This window comes from Adlercreutzia sp. CNCM I-6207 (genome assembly GCF_977072305.1).
Window position 1 is genome coordinate 1 of sequence record NZ_CDRVLZ010000015.1, and the last position, 17069, is coordinate 17069.

General features: G+C 61.1%; 16 protein-coding genes. 12 read left to right on the forward strand and 4 right to left on the reverse strand.

What is annotated here, in order from left to right; translation table 11 throughout:
* Positions 1 to 478 precede the first annotated feature (478 nt).
* Both ACW4QM_RS08385 and ACW4QM_RS08390 read left to right on the forward strand, forming a co-directional pair.
* Entirely contained in the window at positions 479 to 1642 is a 1164-nt protein-coding gene (locus ACW4QM_RS08385; protein WP_161128230.1) for an ATP-binding protein, read from the forward strand.
* Positions 1643 to 2023: 381 nt separating this feature from the next.
* Positions 2024 to 2752 carry an MFS transporter gene (locus ACW4QM_RS08390; protein ID WP_279056549.1) on the forward strand — a complete coding sequence of 243 codons (729 nt, stop codon included), beginning with the start codon at positions 2024 to 2026 and terminating at the stop codon, positions 2750 to 2752.
* Between the two features lie 186 nt (positions 2753 to 2938).
* On the opposite strand, the gene ACW4QM_RS08395 is transcribed toward ACW4QM_RS08390, so the two are convergent.
* On the reverse strand, positions 2939 to 3643 hold the full coding sequence (locus ACW4QM_RS08395) for a response regulator transcription factor (protein ID WP_237975102.1): 705 nt from the start codon (positions 3641 to 3643) through the stop codon (positions 2939 to 2941).
* Between the two features lie 62 nt (positions 3644 to 3705).
* The gene (locus tag ACW4QM_RS08400; protein WP_279055837.1) at positions 3706 to 5484 is read right to left on the reverse strand and encodes an ATP-binding protein; all 1779 of its coding nucleotides are present in this window, start codon (positions 5482 to 5484) and stop codon (positions 3706 to 3708) included.
* Positions 5485 to 5783: 299 nt separating this feature from the next.
* Between ACW4QM_RS08400 and ACW4QM_RS08405 the strand changes: the two genes are divergently transcribed.
* From ACW4QM_RS08405 to ACW4QM_RS08440, 8 genes are all read left to right on the forward strand, one after another.
* Positions 5784 to 8144 (forward strand): molybdopterin-containing oxidoreductase family protein, encoded by a 2361-nt coding sequence (locus ACW4QM_RS08405; RefSeq protein ID WP_279055836.1) that lies wholly within the window; start codon positions 5784 to 5786, stop codon positions 8142 to 8144.
* 4 nt (positions 8145 to 8148) lie between these two features.
* A complete protein-coding gene (locus tag ACW4QM_RS08410) occupies positions 8149 to 8715 on the forward strand; it encodes a 4Fe-4S dicluster domain-containing protein (protein ID WP_237975090.1) in 567 nt (188 codons plus the stop codon).
* Between the two features lie 150 nt (positions 8716 to 8865).
* Entirely contained in the window at positions 8866 to 10017 is a 1152-nt protein-coding gene (locus tag ACW4QM_RS08415; RefSeq protein ID WP_237975086.1) for an FtsX-like permease family protein, read from the forward strand.
* Entirely contained in the window at positions 10017 to 10694 is a 678-nt protein-coding gene (locus ACW4QM_RS08420) for an ABC transporter ATP-binding protein (RefSeq protein WP_306506516.1), read from the forward strand. Before ACW4QM_RS08415 ends, ACW4QM_RS08420 begins: the two co-directional genes overlap by 1 nt.
* A complete protein-coding gene (locus tag ACW4QM_RS08425) occupies positions 10691 to 11839 on the forward strand; it encodes a YncE family protein (protein WP_455798356.1) in 1149 nt (382 codons plus the stop codon). The genes ACW4QM_RS08420 and ACW4QM_RS08425 overlap by 4 nt, the downstream gene beginning before the upstream one ends.
* Before the next feature lie 11 nt (positions 11840 to 11850).
* Positions 11851 to 12270: a DUF4418 family protein gene (locus ACW4QM_RS08430; protein ID WP_237975077.1), complete on the forward strand. Its 420-nt coding sequence runs from the start codon at positions 11851 to 11853 to the stop codon at positions 12268 to 12270.
* 298 nt (positions 12271 to 12568) lie between these two features.
* Positions 12569 to 13228 carry a DUF3990 domain-containing protein gene (locus ACW4QM_RS08435; protein ID WP_237975075.1) on the forward strand — a complete coding sequence of 220 codons (660 nt, stop codon included), beginning with the start codon at positions 12569 to 12571 and terminating at the stop codon, positions 13226 to 13228.
* 3 nt (positions 13229 to 13231) lie between these two features.
* Positions 13232 to 13888, forward strand: a complete 657-nt coding sequence (locus ACW4QM_RS08440) for a helix-turn-helix domain-containing protein (protein WP_237975073.1) — start codon at positions 13232 to 13234, stop codon at positions 13886 to 13888.
* A 65-nt stretch (positions 13889 to 13953) separates the two neighbouring features.
* Here ACW4QM_RS08440 and ACW4QM_RS08445 read toward each other — a convergent pair whose 3' ends face one another.
* Positions 13954 to 14931, reverse strand: coding sequence for a helix-turn-helix transcriptional regulator (locus ACW4QM_RS08445; RefSeq protein ID WP_423752689.1), 978 nt, complete (start codon positions 14929 to 14931; stop codon positions 13954 to 13956).
* A gap of 342 nt (positions 14932 to 15273) precedes the next feature.
* Complete coding sequence (locus ACW4QM_RS08450) at positions 15274 to 15816, reverse strand: metallophosphoesterase family protein (protein WP_117284464.1); 543 nt, start codon at positions 15814 to 15816, stop codon at positions 15274 to 15276.
* A gap of 201 nt (positions 15817 to 16017) precedes the next feature.
* Between ACW4QM_RS08450 and ACW4QM_RS08455 the strand changes: the two genes are divergently transcribed.
* On the forward strand, positions 16018 to 16512 hold the full coding sequence (locus ACW4QM_RS08455) for a methylenetetrahydrofolate reductase (protein WP_272918791.1): 495 nt from the start codon (positions 16018 to 16020) through the stop codon (positions 16510 to 16512).
* A gap of 17 nt (positions 16513 to 16529) precedes the next feature.
* The gene (locus ACW4QM_RS08460) at positions 16530 to 16982 is read left to right on the forward strand and encodes a methylenetetrahydrofolate reductase (protein ID WP_306506519.1); all 453 of its coding nucleotides are present in this window, start codon (positions 16530 to 16532) and stop codon (positions 16980 to 16982) included.
* Positions 16983 to 17069: the final 87 nt, after the last annotated feature.

Genomic DNA, 17069 nt, shown 5'->3' on the forward strand with positions numbered 1-17069 from the left:
GCCGCGACGGCCTCCACGGCGAGCTCCCTGGTCTCCAACGGGTACATGCGGACTCCAATCCGGACACCGGAGTGTCCAACTTTTTGTCCGCACCCCCTTCGGACGCTGATAAACGCAGATTTCGGACAATTCCATGGGATCAGGCGCTGATAAACGCAGATTTGACGACAAGACTGACTAGTTGAGCTGCACTTTCGGCGCGGATGGAATAACTGCGCGCGCCGGAGCCGTCTGATCCGGCTGGCGTTATGGTGAGCATCGGCCTTCTTGTTTCTGCGTTCTGGATGCACTTTGGCGCGGATCACGCGCTGTAGAAATTGCGATCAATGCCACTGTGGACAGCTGTTTGTGGGCTCCCTGTAATGGGGTAAGGTTCCTATTGAGTAACTTTACTCAATACACTGAGTAAAGTTACTCAATACACAGGGAAGGGTTTTCCACGTTCGAACGAGAGCAGGTTTCCGTTATTCGCGAGCGTATGCTTGAGGAGGGCAATACCCTGATTCAGGTGGTGGTCGGTCCTCGCCAGACAGGGAAGAGCACTATGATCGCCCAAGCCTTGCGGGGTCTGGACGTACTGGCCCACTCGGTGAGCGCCGACGATATCCTTGCCCCCACCGAGGAATGGCTGCGTGACGAACGGCAGCAGGCGCGCAACCTACAGCGGATGTCTCATAGCCCCGTGATCCTTGTGCTCGACGAGGTACAGAAGGTGAAGGGGTGGCCCAACATTGTGAAAGGCCTCTGGGATGCCGATCGTCGAGACTTCCTCCCCTTGAAGGTTTTCCTGTCGGGCTCATCCAGCCTGCTTTTGCGCAAAGGGTTGGAAGACTCCCCCAAGGGCCGCTTCGAGCTGATTCGATCCCCCCATTGGAGCTACCGCGAGTGCGCCGAGGCTTTCGGGTTCACCTTGGACGACTTTCTGTTTTTCGGCGGCTTCCCGGGGGCGGCGCAATTTTCCGGCGACGAGCGTCGTTGGATGAGTTACGTGCGTGATTCCATCATCGAGCCGACCATTTCGAAGGATGTGCTGGAGGATGAGGAGGTACGCAAGCCGGCTTTGCTGCGCTCTCTGTTCGAACTGGGCGCGCGCTTTTCCGCTCAGGAGTTGTCCTACAGCAAGATGCTCGGCCAGCTGAACGATGCAGGCAATACCACCACGCTCGCCCATTACCTCGACCTCCTTTCCAAGGCCAGGGTCTTGTGCGGTCTTCCCAAATTTCATCCCAAAGAGGTAAACCGGAGAAAGTCGTCGCCCCGGCTCATGGTGTACGACACATCGCTTATGCCGGCGGCCATGGGGCGTTCCCGCGAGTTGCTTCTCTCCGATAGCGAGTTGCGCGGGCATCTGGTGGAAAGCGCTGTAGGGGCTCATCTGCTTGCGCTGGCTCCCCAGCACGGCTTTACGGTTAGCTGGTGGCGCGAGGGAACAAGCGAGGTCGATTTCGTTGTGAGCGATGCCAATGCTATAGTGGCCATTGAGGTGAAAAGCGGGCGCATGAAGCCTTTGGGCGGCATGGCTGCTTTTCTGAAAGAGTATCCGAAAGCTTTGCGCCTCGTCGTTGGCGGGACGGGCCCGGGCTCGTGTACCCTCGAAGACTTTCTTATGGACCGCGCTTTGGCCTCTTGGGGGATGGGCTGAGTTTGGCCATCTCATCGCTTGCAGCCACGCCGTCGCAAAATGGCCCAACAAAACTCTAACGTGCAACGGGCGCGTGACAGTTCGGCGCACGAGCGGTCATTGCGCGGTACTTGCGACAGTTGGCTTTCTAGAATGGGGAGGAAACCCTGATTGGAAAGAGACGACCTATGGCGGTGAGCGCGGGAGATGCGGCTTCGAGGACGAAGGCGCCGGCGATCTCGACCTGCGCGCCCGCATCGCCTGCAGCGGCCTCCCCATCGCCTGCAGCGGCCGCCCCTTCGCCTGCAGCGGCCTCCCCATCGGCGCTCGTGCTCGCAAAACCCGCAGGCGCCTCCCACGCCTCCTGCCGATCACGCCCTGCACGGCCGGGCATTGGCGCTCGTGTTCTTCGGGCTTCTGCTCGCCATGTTCATCAGCTCGCTTTCCGAGACCATCGCTTCCACGGCACTGCCCACCATCGTGGGCGACCTGAATGGCGTGGAGATCATGCAGTGGGTCTCCACCGCCTACATCTTGTCGTCAACGCTGGTCATGCCCGTCTACGGCAAGCTGGGCGATCTTATCGGCCGCAAGCGCCTGCTCATGGCGGCGCTCGCCCTATACGCAGCGGGCAAGATGATCTGCGGCCTATCGGTGAACATGGGCATGCTGATCAGTGGTCGCCTCGTCTCCGGGCTGGGGGGCGGCGGCCTTATCATCCTGTCTCAGGCGACGCTCTCTGATGTGGCGCCGCCGCGGAAGCTCGGCACCTACATGGGCGTCATCGGTGCCGTGTTCGCTGTGTCGAACGTGCTCGGGCCACTGCTCGGCGGCTGGTTCGTCCAGGTGACGGGCTGGCGCTGGATCTTCTGGTTCACCATGCGCCTTACGGCCGACGTGGCCGGCAAGCTCACCCATGTGGACAACCTGTCGCTTGCCACGCTAACGCCGCAGATTGTGGACAAGCTGCCCGCGTCAGCCCAGTCGGTTATCGCCGCCGGCTACTCCGACGCGCTGTTGCCGCTGTTCCTCTGGTTCGTGCCGCTCATGCTCGCCTGTCTCGTGATGATGCTCCTTTTGAAGCGCCACCCCCTCGCTACCACCATCAACCACGGCGGCGCGGGGAAGTAGGGGAACCTCTCGGCGACCGCATTTTGTTTGTAGCCGCAAATCGACGGTTGTTATGTCAAGATCGTCGATTTGCGGCTACAAAGTGGGCAAAATCGCCTGTTTGGAACGAAATGGTGTCACGAAGCGACGCTTCTTACGGAAAAACCGCCAATTTGAGGCTAGAAAAGCGGGTGCGGGTGAGGGGGCTTACCCGCAGGCCTCGGGATCGAGACGGTAGCCGATGCCCCAGACGGTTTCTATGATGCGGGGCTCGGTGGGGTCGTCCTCGATCTTGGCCCGCAGTTTCTTGATGAATACGGTGATGGAGCTGGTCTCGCCGACGAACTCCGGGCCCCACGCCGCTTCCACGAGTTGCTCGCGGGAGAGCACGGTGCCGGGGCTTGCGGCCAAGGTCGCCAGGATTTTGAACTCCTTTGGGGTCAGCGGCACGTGCTCGCCGCCCAAGGTGGCGCGGTGCTGGGCCATGTCCAGGGAAAGGCGCCCCACGGTGATGGTGCCCGTGGACGGCATGGCGGCGGTCGGGCGCATGGCGGCGCGGCGCAGATGGGCCTCGATGTGCATCATCAGCTCGCGCGGGTCGAAGGGCTTCACCATGTAGTCGTCGCCCCCGGCCGCGAACCCGACGCCCTTGTCCACGATGTCCCCTTTGGCCGATAGGAAGATGACTGGTACGGTGACACCCCGGGCGCGCAGTTCGCGGCAGGCGGTGAAGCCGTCCATCTTCGGCATCATGACGTCCATGATGATGAGGTCGGGCGTCTCGCGGGCGACGGCGTCCAGCGCATCGGCGCCGTTGTCGGCGTAAGCGAATTGCCAATCGGCACCTTCCACCATGTCGCGTACCACCCGGGCAATGCGCGGCTCATCGTCCACGAGCAGAATCTTCGCCATCGTCGTCCTCCTTCGCGGTTGTCAGCGGCTCGGCCTTCGGCGCTGCGGGTCACCCTGCGGCTTTACGCTTCCTCGTCCTCTTCCTCAATGACGGGCACATAGGGGATGCGCACGGTGAACGTGCTGCCCTTCTTCACCCGGCTTTCCACGGTCACGGTGCCGCCATGCAGCTCGGTGAGGTCGCGCACTACGGCAAGCCCCAGCCCCGTGCCCCGGTAGCGGCGGTTGGCCGATTGCCCGGCCTGCTTGTACAGCTCGAAGATTTGGTCCAACTCTTCGGGCGCGATGCCCATGCCGTCGTCGGCGACGCGCATGACGATCCAGCCGGCTGCGGCATCTTCGCCATCGGGGGCATTGGTGTCCGCCTTTTCGCTCTCACGGCGGGAGTCGGCCTTCCCGTCCTCGAACCCAATCGTCAGGCGCACGAACCCACCTCGATGGGTGTACTTGATAGCATTGTTCACCAGGTTCTCCAGAATGCGCCGCAGCTTCTCCCAGTCGGCCATGCTCAAGGGCACATTCGGCGCTACCGTGCAGGCGAGCCGCACGTCCTTGTCGGCGGCGATGGGGGCCAGCGCCTTGCGCACGAACTGGGCCAAATCGACGAAGTCCACCGGCTCGGGCAAAAGCTCGTCCTTCTTGGCGGCGTGCTTGGAAATGACGAGGATGTTGTTCACCATGTTCAGCAAAAGGGTGGCATTCGACTCGATTTCGCCCACGGCCTCGCGGGTCTTGGGCGCTAGGCTGTCGTCCGCGTTCAGGATGCGCGCGTAGGCCAAAATGCTGGTGAGCGGCGTGCGCAGCTCGTGGCTGACGATGGCGAAGAACTCGTTCTTGTAGGCCACCTCATCACCCAGCCGATCGAGTGCTACCTTCAGCTCGCGCTTCTGGTAGTTCAGCATGTCGTTGAGCACCATGAGGTCGTCGGTCTTGGAACGCACCTGGCCCTCCAGATCGGCATAAAGCGCCTCAAGGTCGCGGGCCATGCGGTCGAACTCGCCGGTGAGCTCCGCCAGCTCGTCGCGGGGCCGCTCGCCGGGGTCGGGCACCGTGAGGGTGTAGTTGAAGTCGCCCTTGCCCACGGCGCCCGCCGCGCTTCGCAGCTCGTCGATGGGCTGCAGCACCAGCCGGCTTGTCACGAAGTACAGCCCGATGAAGGCCGCTACCATCATGAACAGCACCATGATCGCCTGCTGCATCATGCTATCTTGAATGCCGGCGGCGTAAATGCCCATGGGCTCGGTGATGGACATGGCGCCGCCCACCTGTCCCACCTGCATGCCCTCCTTGGGGTAGCCGTACTGATCCAGCTCGCCGACGGGGTCGCCGTGACATTCTAAGCACGACTCGGTCACGTACAACGGCTCCGTATAGCGGAACACCCGCGTGCCGTCGCCGGCGTCCACGACGCGCCAGAATGCCTTGCGGTCGGGGTCGGCGTTGAAGGCGGCCAGGGCCTCCTGCTCGAAGGCGTCCGGCGCGTTGGCAGCCTGACGCGGCGTGTCGTTCGTGAAGCGGATGGAGTAGTCGGTTTCTGTGGTGAACAGCATGGATATTGACTTCGCCGCCACCACGCACACGAGGTGCTTCGTACGGAAGGTGCCGTCCTCGGCACGGTTGATGACTTCCTGGTTCATATCGACGAAGTCCCACGCCGCGCGCATTTCGGCGGCGAGCACCTCGGCTTTCTCACGGGCCTCGTTCTCGGCCTGAGCGTTTTGAAGCGATAGGTTCCATAGAATGTCAACGGCCATGAGCGCAACCATAATGACGCCGATGGAAACGGCGATCTTGAAGCGTATGCCATAGCGGAACGGGCGCCCCGGGTGATCGGTCGACATGGTGTCCCCTCCTCGTCAATCTTCATATTATGCCCGATGGAGCTGCATGCAGGAGACTTCGGTGGGGAAGGTAATTCTTTTTTAATATTTGCCCCGAAGTCTTAATGAAAAGTTCCGCTGGCCGCCATTGAAGTGACGTTGAGTCAGCGGCAGAATAATAGCCAGCGAGTGCGAGGGTTTCGGCCGAGGAGGGCCGCCCGATGCGACAGCAAGGCGGTAGGAGATCCGCCGAGAGCGGGGGTTCAAACGTCTTTTCGCCGCAGCTCGCGAGAAAATCCTATCTGAGGGAGGAGAGTTCTATGACGAAGAACAGCGAACGCGCCATTGACGCCAAGCTCACCCGTCGCGCCTTCGTGGGCGCTGCCGCGGCTACGGCTGCTGTGGGCCTGGCCGGATGCGCTCCGGCGGCCACCGACGAGGCACCGGCCAAGGACGAGGGCCTGCCCGTCACGGGGGAGGATCCCTATGCAAATGCGGAGATCTTCTACTCTACGTGCCCGCCGGAGTGCCAGCATCACAACCTCAAGGGCTATGTGGTGGACGGCAAGCTTGTGAAGGTGGAGTCTTCCGAGTTGAACGACTGCGCCGCCTGTGCTCGCGGCATCGCTCGTGGCTTTATGTGCAACGATCCCAATCGACTGACGGTGCCGCTTTTGCGCGACGGCGATAAGGGTTCGGGTAAGTTCAAGGAGATCACTTGGGATGAGGCCTTCGACCTTATCCAGCAGAAGCTCGATGAGGCCATTGCCACCGATGGCAACCAGTCGATTTGCTACGCAACTGGCTCGGGCAACTTCGGGGCCATGCACGGCCCGGTGGCGAATGCCTTCTTTGCGCATCTCGGCGGCGCCACTACGACGGTAGGCAAGCTTTGCTGTGCCGGCGTGTACGAGTCTGTTGTGTACATTTACGGCAAGCGCTTTCTGGACTGCCGTAACCAGATTGAGAACAGCACCTATTGCATTATTTGGGGCAACAATCCCGCCATCACCAAGCAGGGCTACTTCCAGCGTTTCGAGAAAGTGGTGGAAAACGGTGGCAAGCTCGTGGTGATCGATCCTATCTATACCGAGTCGGCCGCTAAGGCTACCGACTGGATCGCTCCCTGGCCCGGCACCGATGCAGCCTTGGGGCTTGCGATGCTGAAGACCATCGTGGACGAGAAGCTCTATGATGAGGAGTTCCTGCTGGCTCACACCTGCGCCCCGTGTCTGGTGGACAAGGCCACGGGAGAGCCAGTGATGGAAGATCCTGAGGATCCGGCCTCCTTTGTGGTGCTCGATACCGCCACGGGCAATGTGGTGCGCCATGATGCCGCAAACATCACGGCTGCCCTCACTTTGGAGGGAACGCCCCAGGCCGAGCAGTACAACACTGAGTTCGAGCTCATCTATGCCAACGCCGCTCCCTGGACAGTTGAGGCTGCCGAGGCCGAGTGCGGAGTGCCTGCGGCCGACATCCAGCGTATCGCTCGCGAGTACGCGACCGCCGAGCATGCCATGATCGTTCACAACATGGGCGGATTCATGCGTACCGAGAATGGTACCTACGCCGTGGCCGTTGGTGCCTACTTGGCAGCGTTCTGCGGACAGATCGGCCATGAGGGTGAGGGCTATTCGGATGCGGGTGGTGTGTGCGAAGTGAAGACCGGTGCGCCGATCGAGGTTCCCAACTTACTCGAGAAGATGCCCACCATCCCGTGCTTTAAGTTTGGTGAGTCCATTCTGAACGAAGACCCCTGCAAGGTGAACGTGTTCTGGTCCATGACCGGCAGCCCCATGACCCAGTGGCCCAATACCAACATGGTGCGCAAGGCTCTAGAAAAGATCCCCTTCGTCATTACCGTCGATGAGTACCTGACCTCTACCGCCCTCTACTCCGATTTGGTTCTGCCCTGCGCAGGCATCTTCGAGGTGGACGGCGTGCTGGCCCAGAACCGCTCCCATTGGATTCAGCTGATGGAGAAGGCGGTGGATGCGCCCGGCGAGGCCAAGAGCGATTTGGAGATATTCACTGAGCTCGCTCGCCGTTACGACTTCGGCGATGCCTTCGATGTGCCCATGGAGACGCTCATCAGCAACGTCATTGAGCCGGCGGGCATCACCTATGAGGAGCTGAAGGAGAAAAAGGCCATCGACGTGGTGGGTCCCGACTACATTCCCTATAAAGACGGCAAATTCCTTACACCTTCCGAAAAAGCCGAGTTCTGGGTACGCTCCTGGAAGGAGGAGGGCTTCGACCCCATTGCCTCCTACGCGCGTGCTGAAGAGGACGCTCGCAACGACAATGAACTGGCTCGCAAGTATCCGCTCTTCAGCGTTCAGCAGAAGACTTATCGCAGTGTGCATTCCACCTTCAACAATCTCGAATGGATGGACGAGGTATGCGATCAAAAGCCCGTGGTTCTTATGAATGTCGCTGATGCCGAGACACGAGGTATCCAGGATGGCGATGCGGTGGTTGTGTTCAACGATCGTGGCGAGCATCACGGCGTTGCTCTCGTCAACGACCTTATCAAGCCTGGGGTAGTAGGGCTGCAGAACGGCTGGTGGGAGCAGCAGGGCGGCTCGTCCAGTTATGTGACCAACGATAAGTGGAGGACTCTCGGTGGTACCCACTGCTGCAATCAGACTCTCGTTGACGTGAAGAAGGAGGCGTAAGACCATGGCTATCGGATTTTGGATGAACAATAAGAACTGCTACGGCTGCAAGACCTGCTCCATCGCCTGCAAGAGCGAGAAGCAGTTGGATAAGGGTGTGCTGCTGCGGCATGTGACGGCAATTCGTCAGGATGATCCGCGAGCTTTTGCTTACCTCTCTATGGCCTGTAACCATTGCGAAGAGCCTGCCTGTATGGCGAACTGCCCGGTAGGGGCCTACAGCAAGTTGGAAGATGGTACGGTGATTCAGGACCACTCCGTTTGCATCGGCTGCAAGACCTGCATCTCCGCTTGCCCTTACGGCGCGCCCAGCTATGACGAGGCGACGAGCACTACGTTCAAGTGCGATGGCTGCTACGATCGGCGTCAACGCGGCGAGCTGCCCGCGTGCGTGGTTGCCTGCCCCGGCGCAAATCTGGCTCTCGATGATATGGAGTCTCTGCAGAGCACGTATACGGCCGATATCGTGTCCGACGAGAACTCCGGCACCAAGCCCAACTTCGTCATCACGGTGGATGCGGCCCTGGCTGAAGAGCCCGACGACACCGTGGTCGAGAACCGCACGGCGTAATTTCCCTTAGGGCGCCCTCGTCCGCGAGGACGCAAGAACGGCACGAAGCGCTCCCTCCCCTCCGCTTCGTGCCGTCCCCTTTTGGAAGGAGGACGAGCATTGTTTTCCCTAGCCTGGAAGAACATCACCCGACGTTTGGGCGGATCCCTCATGACCGCTCTTATCGCCTTCATTGCCGTTTTTGTATTGGCCACCTCTCTGGCTGTCGTGGCGTCGCTTGAAAATGGACTAAGGCTCTCGCGGGAGCGACTCGGAGCCGACATCATGGTCCTTCCCGCAGGGGCATCTGGCAATGCGTCAGAGGTGCTCTTTTGCGCCGAGCCAGTCAACGTGTACTTGCCGGCTGATGTCGAGCGAACCGTGGCCGGAATCGACGGTGTGGAACAGGCGACACCCCAGTTCTTCACGCAAACGGTCAACCAGAGCTGTTGCTCGGTGATCGGGGTGACGCGCGTGGTGGGCATTGATATGAAAACGGATTTCATCGTAGGCCCCTGGCTGGTCGGTGGGACACTTGAAGGGGGGGCGCTGCCTCCGGATGGCATTATCTTGGGAGCTGCGGCGCCACCTATCGAAGGCGGGCAAGCATCCATTCTCGGATCGGTGTTTTACTGTGTGGGCACCCTTGAGCCAACGGGATCGAGCGTCGACGAGACCATCTTCATGGATGTGAATGCTGCGCGAACCATTGCGGCTGAAAGTCCATATCTTGAGAGCGTCTGGCTTAACGTCGATCCCTTCGATGCCATCTCGTGCGTTATGGTGAAGGTGAAAGAGGGAGCACAGCCCTCGGCGGTGGCAGCTGCCATTATCGAGCAGGTGCCAGGAGCTGCGGCGGTATGCACTTCCGATCTTATTGCCGGTGCAACATCCCAGCTGGTCGTGTTGGAATCGATGACCCTTGCGTTTCTGGCGGCTATCATGCTTTTGGCGGCTCTGGCGTTGGCGGGGCGGTTCTCGTCGCTCGTGTCGAGTCGTATGGGCGAGCTCGGCCTGCTGAGGACGATGGGAGTTGGCCGCCTTAAGGTTGCTTTGAGCTTCGTGGTCGAGGTGGGGATTGTCACAATGGTCGCGGCAGCGACAGCGACGGTCTGTGCATGCTTGGCATCATCGGCCATTATCGGACAGCTCCATACCTCGTTCGATTTGCCGGGAGCCCTGCTGGCTCCCTCGGCTTACGGGTGGGTTGTCTGCGCGGCTCTTCTGTTCGCGGTGCTCCTCAGTTTGGTGGCGCTCGTTCAGCCCATGATCACCCTGATGCGTCAGGATCCCCAGGAAACGCTTGCCAAAGGAGGGTTGTGATGGAACCGTTGTTAGAGCTTTCCGATGTCGTAAAGGAATTCTCCTCCCACCCCCCGGTGCGTCCACTCGATGGTCTGAGCATGGTTGTACCACCCTCGACGATGATTGCGGTTACGGGCGTCTCTGGCAAAGGGAAATCGACTCTGCTCAATGTGATGGGCGGCCTGCTGCGCCCCGAAGCTGGATGTGTGCGGTATCGGAAGGTCGACCTGACACAGGCGACGGCCGCGCAGCTCGATGCCATTCATCGGCATGGCATTGGCTTCGTTTTCCAGACGCCCTATTTGTTCCAGGCGCTAACGGCCTATGAGAATTTAGAGCTGGCGCTGCGGGCCTCTGGTGAGAAAGTGGCGCGAGACCGCATTTTCGAGATGTTGGAGAAACTGGGCCTTGACGAACGGGCCGAGCATCTTCCCTCGGCTCTATCCGCTGGGCAGAAGCGCCGATTGGTGCTCGGTCGCGCGCTCCTCTCCTGCCACGATGTACTGTTGGCGGACGAGCCGACGAATGACTTAGATGAGGAATGGTCAGAGTGCGTCTTCGAGCTGCTGCGCGGCTTCTGTGCCGATGAGGAACGATCGGTGGTTCTGGTGACCCATGATCGCTCCTATGCCGCTCGGGCTGACAGCATGTATCTTCTGGAAGGAGGAAAGCTTAGGGAGGTGGCGGAGCAATGATCACGCGCAGGAACTTTGTGGTGCTGGCCGGTATTGGAGCCATGGGGCTGCTAAACACGGCAGGTTGCGCCGCGCCAGCCGAGGAGCCGCCGAGAGATGTATCGGGAGAGCAGGAGCCGCTGGAAGAACCTTCGCCAATTCCCCAAAAGGAGCCGGTTGCTTCCAGCGAGCCGTTTTCGGGGGAGATTATCCCCGGGATGCTGTGCGTTGCGGAGTACGCGACAAACACTCTTGCGGTTGTCGACGCGAGGGCTGGAGAAGTGGCTGGCCGTATTCCCGTCGGCCGCAATCCGGCTTCGGTTCTTGCCGTGGGAGATACCGTTTTCGTGGGGTGCACCGGCGCTGGTGAGGTGACCGCGGTTCCGATGGCGAGCCCGACTGCCGCGGCCCCCATTCCCGTGGGGCATCAGATTCTTGGGCTGTGTTGCGATGAGGCTCGGGGACTTATCTATGTTGGCGACTACTTCGCCAACAGCGTTCATGTAATCGACGTGGCGCTGCAATCGCTTGTGGGCACGATGGAGCTTAGCGCATTGGGATTCAGCGGCCGCACCGATCCGCCCCCTTGCTGCACCTTTGAACCGGGGGCGGGGCGCCGCACCGTGGCGTTGGCGTTGGCTCCCGAGGGGAATTTGCTGTACTGCGCCAACTACGGCACCTTCGACGTGGCTCGCGTCGACCTTGCGACGGGCGAGGAAATCGAGGCCTTCGACGGGGTTGTGGGCCCGCGCCAGATCCTCGTGTCCGCCGATGGAGTGCAGCTGCTTCTGGCCGGCGTGGGAGGGGAGGGCGAGCAGCAGGTGAGCGACCTGTATGTGCTCGACCGCTCCTCGGGCAAACGCGTGCAGGAGGTGCCGGTGGGCCAGTCTGTCGCCGGCGTGGCTCAGGCCTCTGACGGCTCTGCGGTGTGGGCCATCGCCCGCGACGATGGGGAGTTGGTGGCCTTCGACGCCGACTGGAACGAGACGGGGCGTCTGTCTTTGGGTGTGGGCATCGATACGCTCGTACTTGCTCCCGACGAGAAGACGCTGCTGGTTGGCAACAGCATCGGCGGCCAAGTGCACGTGGTGGATGCGCCGTCGCTGGCGCTGCTGAATACGATTGAAGGATTGGCGAGTCCCAAGGGCATCGCCGTCATCGCTTGAAAGGGGAACTCATGAAGAACTTGCAACTGCTGGCGCCCATCGCGGCGCTTATCTGCGCCGCCATAGTGTGCGGAGCCGTGCTTCTGTGGGCGCCGGTGTGCTCGGGCACGCTTGAACTGGCTAACGGCAACATGGTGCCCATGCGCTGCACCTATACGGCGAAGGTCGAACTGCTGCTTGCTCTTATTCTGGCCGCCGTGGCGGTGGCGGCCCTCGTGACGAAGCGGCCCATGACCGTGGCGCTGGTGCTGCTGTCGCTCGCCATCGTGCTGCTCACCTTCGACACGCCACTCTCCATCGGCGTCTGCAAGAGCGCCGACATGGCCTGCCAGAGCACGGCGCTGTGGCTGCGCATCGCCGGCGGCATCTCCACCGTGGCCACCCTCGCCGGCGCCCTGCTCAACCCCGACCGCAAACGCGTCACGGAGTAGGGCACCTTTCTCGCGAACGCATGCGAGGCTGACTCCCTTCTCCGGGGAATCTGGAAAATGTGCTTATCTGGATCGCGATTTGGAAAAGGTGTCATGGTGGGTCGATTGACTTGGAAAATGTGCTTTTTCGAATTCTAAAAACTCCCTATCTGACCTGGTAAAACTCGAATAATACCAGGTCAGACCCTCATCCAAAAAAGCACATTTTCCAACCTTCGCAGACAATGGGGAAATTGATCTGGCTATGTTTTCGTGCTAGTATCTATATCACTGTAGCGATATAGATAGGATGGCTACTATGAGCGAAGTGCTGCGCTTGTACCATGGGTCGCCAATTCGAGTGAAGCGCCCCCTTTTTGGCGTGGGCAATCCCTACAACGACTACGGTTTGGGCTTCTATTGCACGGAGTCGTTCGAGCTTGCCTGCGAATGGGCCTGCCCGAAGGCAAAGGATGGGTTTGCGAACGCCTATGACCTTGAGCTCGCGGGCTTGCGCGTGGTGGATCTGGACGCCGAGCCTTACGGTACCATCGAATGGCTCGCGGTGCTTTTCGCCAATCGACAGTTCGACGTTCCGACGAGTCTTATGGAGTCCGCTAAGTCCTACGTGGCGGCCCGATACCCGTCGGAGTTGGGCGAAGCGGACGTGGTCGTGGGCTACCGTGCTGACGACTCCTACTTTTCTTTTGCCCGGGCTTTTCTGGAGAATCGCATTAGTCTCGCACAGCTTGAGCGCGCGATGAAGCTTGGTGGGCTGGGACGTCAGGTGGTTGCGGTGAGTGAGGCAGCCTTCGGGGCGCTCAGGTTCGTAGGAGCCGAGCCCGCGTCAGCATCGCTCTGGCATGAGAAGCGCATGAGGCGAGATGAGAAGGCGCGCCAGGACTTCGATCGCATTCTGCACAAGGAGCCCTTTGACCCCAACGATGTGTACATGCTCGACTTGATGAGGGAGGGGTAGGCCATGGGGGAGTATCGATACGCCGTCGTCGAGCTGCCGCCTTCGCCTTATGCTCACGATCTGCAAGAAGTGCTGGCATTCGTTTTCGATATCGGGGTGAACTTGGCCGGGTGCACGGGCGAGCAGGTGGCCCAGGCGTTCATGGCGTCAGGTTTGGCCGAGGAGTTTGAAAAGCAGAATCCGGTGTACGTGGCGGGCAAGTCGTCCTATGACTTACTGCGCATCATGGTGCCTCTGCTCCCGTGCGATGAAGTGCCCGCGCCGTGTCTTCGCTATGACCGGACGCCGGATTTCTGGGTCGGGTGGGTGCTTGCGCATTACCAGATGGTCACGGGTTGCTCCTACCGGTCCATCTTCGCGACTGCCACCTATGACGAGATTCGCTCCATGTATTGGCCGCTGCACGAGGCACCTGAAAGCAAGTTTGTCGACATCTTCGACGAGATGCGCACCGAGCGCGCGAAGGCCACCAACTTGCGAACTCTGCGCGAGGCGGCAGGTCTTTCTCAATCGCAACTAGCAAAGGCATCGGGGGTGGGCGTCCGCTCCATCCAGCTATACGAGCAGCGACAGAAGGACATCAACAAGGCCCAGGGCATAGCCCTCTATCGCCTGTCCCGTGCCTTGCGTTGCACCATGGAGCAGCTGCTGGAGCGATAGAAGGGGCACGCGCCCTGCAGTTTATCTCGATTCTGAACGCACTGCGTTCAGAATCGTGCCTGCTTTTATCGCCCTTCGGGTTCGAAGCTTTCTACGAGGGCGATGAGTTCTTGACGCTTGTGGATGTCCAGCTTGACGTAGATGCGCTTGGAATGGGTGCGCACCGTGTTCTCGGAGACGAACAGCAGCTCGGCGATGTGGGCCACAGTGTTGCCGCGGGCGATGAGCTCGGCCACCTCCGCCTCGCGGGCCGATAGGCCGTAGAACTCGCGCACTGCCGCCATCTGCTTCGAGAAACGGTCGCGAAAGGCAGCGCCATCTCGGGTAGCTGCAGTGCTACCGGACGATGCGCTATGAGGCGCTCCCTGCGCGCGATCTCTGCTTTCGGCTTGCGTGCCGACGGTGTCGGCAGCGCAGAGGAGGGGATCCGCGATTGCGGCATCCTTTCCTTCGACACCTTCTTCAGAAACAGATGCTGATGCTTCCGAGGCGGCGGATGGTGCGTCGGTCATGGCGGCTGCGCTATCGGTACGGGCGATCACGCGGCTTGCAGACCCTTTCTTCCCGCCGCGCTGGAGGGCCAATAGCTCGATCTCGTTGATGTCGGTGCCGGCCAGCACGCGGCGGAAGCCTCCCTGGCCGATGAAGTACATGATGCCGAGAAGGTACAGCGCCGCAATCGTCACCAGGGTATCTGGTTCGGCCAACCCACCACCTCCGCCAAGTTCGAGCGTCGTGAGCTTGCGGACGAGTACCTGCGCGACCACCTGCTCACCTGGGCGCCGCACTATCTGGAAGCCTTGGAGGCGGCGGCCGGCCATCTCTTCTACCAGGGCCTCGCCGCCATGATCTTCCTCGCGCAGGCGCGCGTTTTCTCGAGTCGTCGCGGGGCGCGTATCCTGCTCGCCCTCGCGACGACGGCGTGCGCGGCCAACGTAGCGGTGTACGCCGTTCTCGGCTTCCAGCTGCAGGGCATCGAAAACGAGCTCGTCTCCGCCCTTGCCCTCGCCTGGTGCACCGCGATCAAGTGCGAGCGTCGCCAATCCCCAGCACTCCTTGCCGTCGCCAGCATCCTCGCTTTCGTCGCGATCTTCCTCATGCGCTTCACCTTCTACATGAGCCACCTCACCGTGGGCCTCGGCGTCTAAAACTGTCAAAAATTTTTACAGTTTACGGAAAAATTTTGACAGATTGCCGCGAGAGAAGGCGATCTCAAAAACTAGCCTCAAATAAACGGTTTTGAAATAAACATCGTCGATTCGGGGTTACTTTTCGTCGTGCTGCGAGCGATTTCGCCTCGTTCTAGCCGCAAATTGACGCTTGTTATTTCACAACCGTCAATTTGCGGCTACAAAATCGAGGACGCAAAGCTGCAAAATGCGAGCCTAAGCCTCTAACAGCACTTTCCCGTCGAGGTTCTCTATCCAGGTGTGCAGGATGCGGCCGTCTTCCACGTCCATTTTCGCGATGGTGCGGCCGAAATCGCTGCGGGGGCGGTACACGGCGCCGGGGCACAAATAGATGCTCGCGGGCCGCGCCGCGGGGCCGACCACGAGTTCGGGTACGTGGGTATGCCCGTGCACGATGACGTCGGGCAGCGGGTCTCCGGGTGCGAGTGCCGCCGAGCCGGCGAAGCTCACGCGCACGTCGCCCGGCTTGTGGCCCACGAGGAAGCGCACGCCGCCCAAAACTGGATGTGCGAAATGTCCTACCTCGCTGCCGTACTCGTCGAAGTCGTTGTTGCCGAGCACGGCTGTCACGGGGGCCAGGGTTTCCAACTCGCGCAGAATGGCCGGCCCGCAAATGTCGCCGGCGTGGATGATGTGGTCGCAATCTGCCAGCGCCGCGTAGGCGCGCGGGTCCAGCGAGCCGTGGGTGTCCGAGATGATGCCGATGCGCAACGCGGGGCTCCTTTCGCGAGATGCCATGGCCCTCCATCGCCCTTTTGCCTATCCAGCGAGCGATAGACTCGGGCGCGAAGGCCGGTTCCTCTCTATAATAGCGCGTGGAAGATTTGGCGCGCGCGACATGCCGGAGGATTCGCACGACGCGCAGGAGCCTTGCGCGACGCACGGGAGCGATTCACGCGACGCGCAGGAGATTCGCACGAGGAAAGAGACACGCTGTTCATGGAAACCGTCGCCCGCATTTTCGAAAGCTGCCGCGAGGATCGTTTGCCCGCAAGCCGCGCGGGGCGCGTGGCCGTAGCCCAAGAGGCTGGCGCAGCCTGCACGGAAGTGTCCGAGAGCCGCGCGCGGCGCATCCCCTTCTCGGTGGAGATGTTCCCGCCGAAGGGTCAGCTCACGCTGGACGCGGCCCGCAAGGTCGTGGAAGGCCTGCGCGCTGCATCTCCCGATTTCATCTCGGTGACCTGCTCGGCCGGCGGCAGCGGCAACGGGCACGGCGGCCAGACGGTGGCCATCGCCGAACTTATTCAGAACGAGGCGGCTACACCCGCTGTCGCGCATTTCACCTGCGTGAGCGCCACGGCATCATTGGTGGCGACGGAAGTGGAAGCCCTGCGCGCGGCCGGGGTTGAAACGGTGCTCGCTTTGCGCGGCGATCTTGCGCCCGGCCAGGAGCCGGCCGATTTTCGCTATGCCTACGAGCTCACCCGCGCCTGAAAGCGGCCGGCTTGTGCGTGGGCGCGGCGGCTTATCCGGAAGGGCATATCGACTGTCTGGATCCGCGCGAGAACATCCGTCATCTGCGCGCGAAGCAAGATGCCGGCGCCGACTTCTTCATCACCCAGCTGTTCTTCAACAACGACGACTTCTATCGCTTCCGCGAGGCGGCCGAATCTGCGGGTGTTGCGGCCCCCATCTCGTGCGGCATCATGCCGTTTCTGGGGAAATCGCAGATCCAGCGCATGGTGTTCCTCTGTGGCAGCTCACTGCCGGCGCCCATCATCAAGCTTTTGGCGAAGTACGAGGACGATCCGGTGGCCCTGCGCCAGGCGGGCATCGAATACGCCTGCAACCAGCTCGTCGACCTCGGTCGCCACGGCGTCAACGGCCTGCACGTGTATGCCATGAACCAGCCCGATATCGCCTGCGCCGCCGCCGAAGCGGTCGCTGCTGCCGGACTTCGGTGAACACCGTGGTTGTCTTTTCCGCCATCTCGAGAGCCGTGCCGAAGGCGCTGTGCCTAAGAGCCTCCGACGTTGTTGGAGGATGGTGAC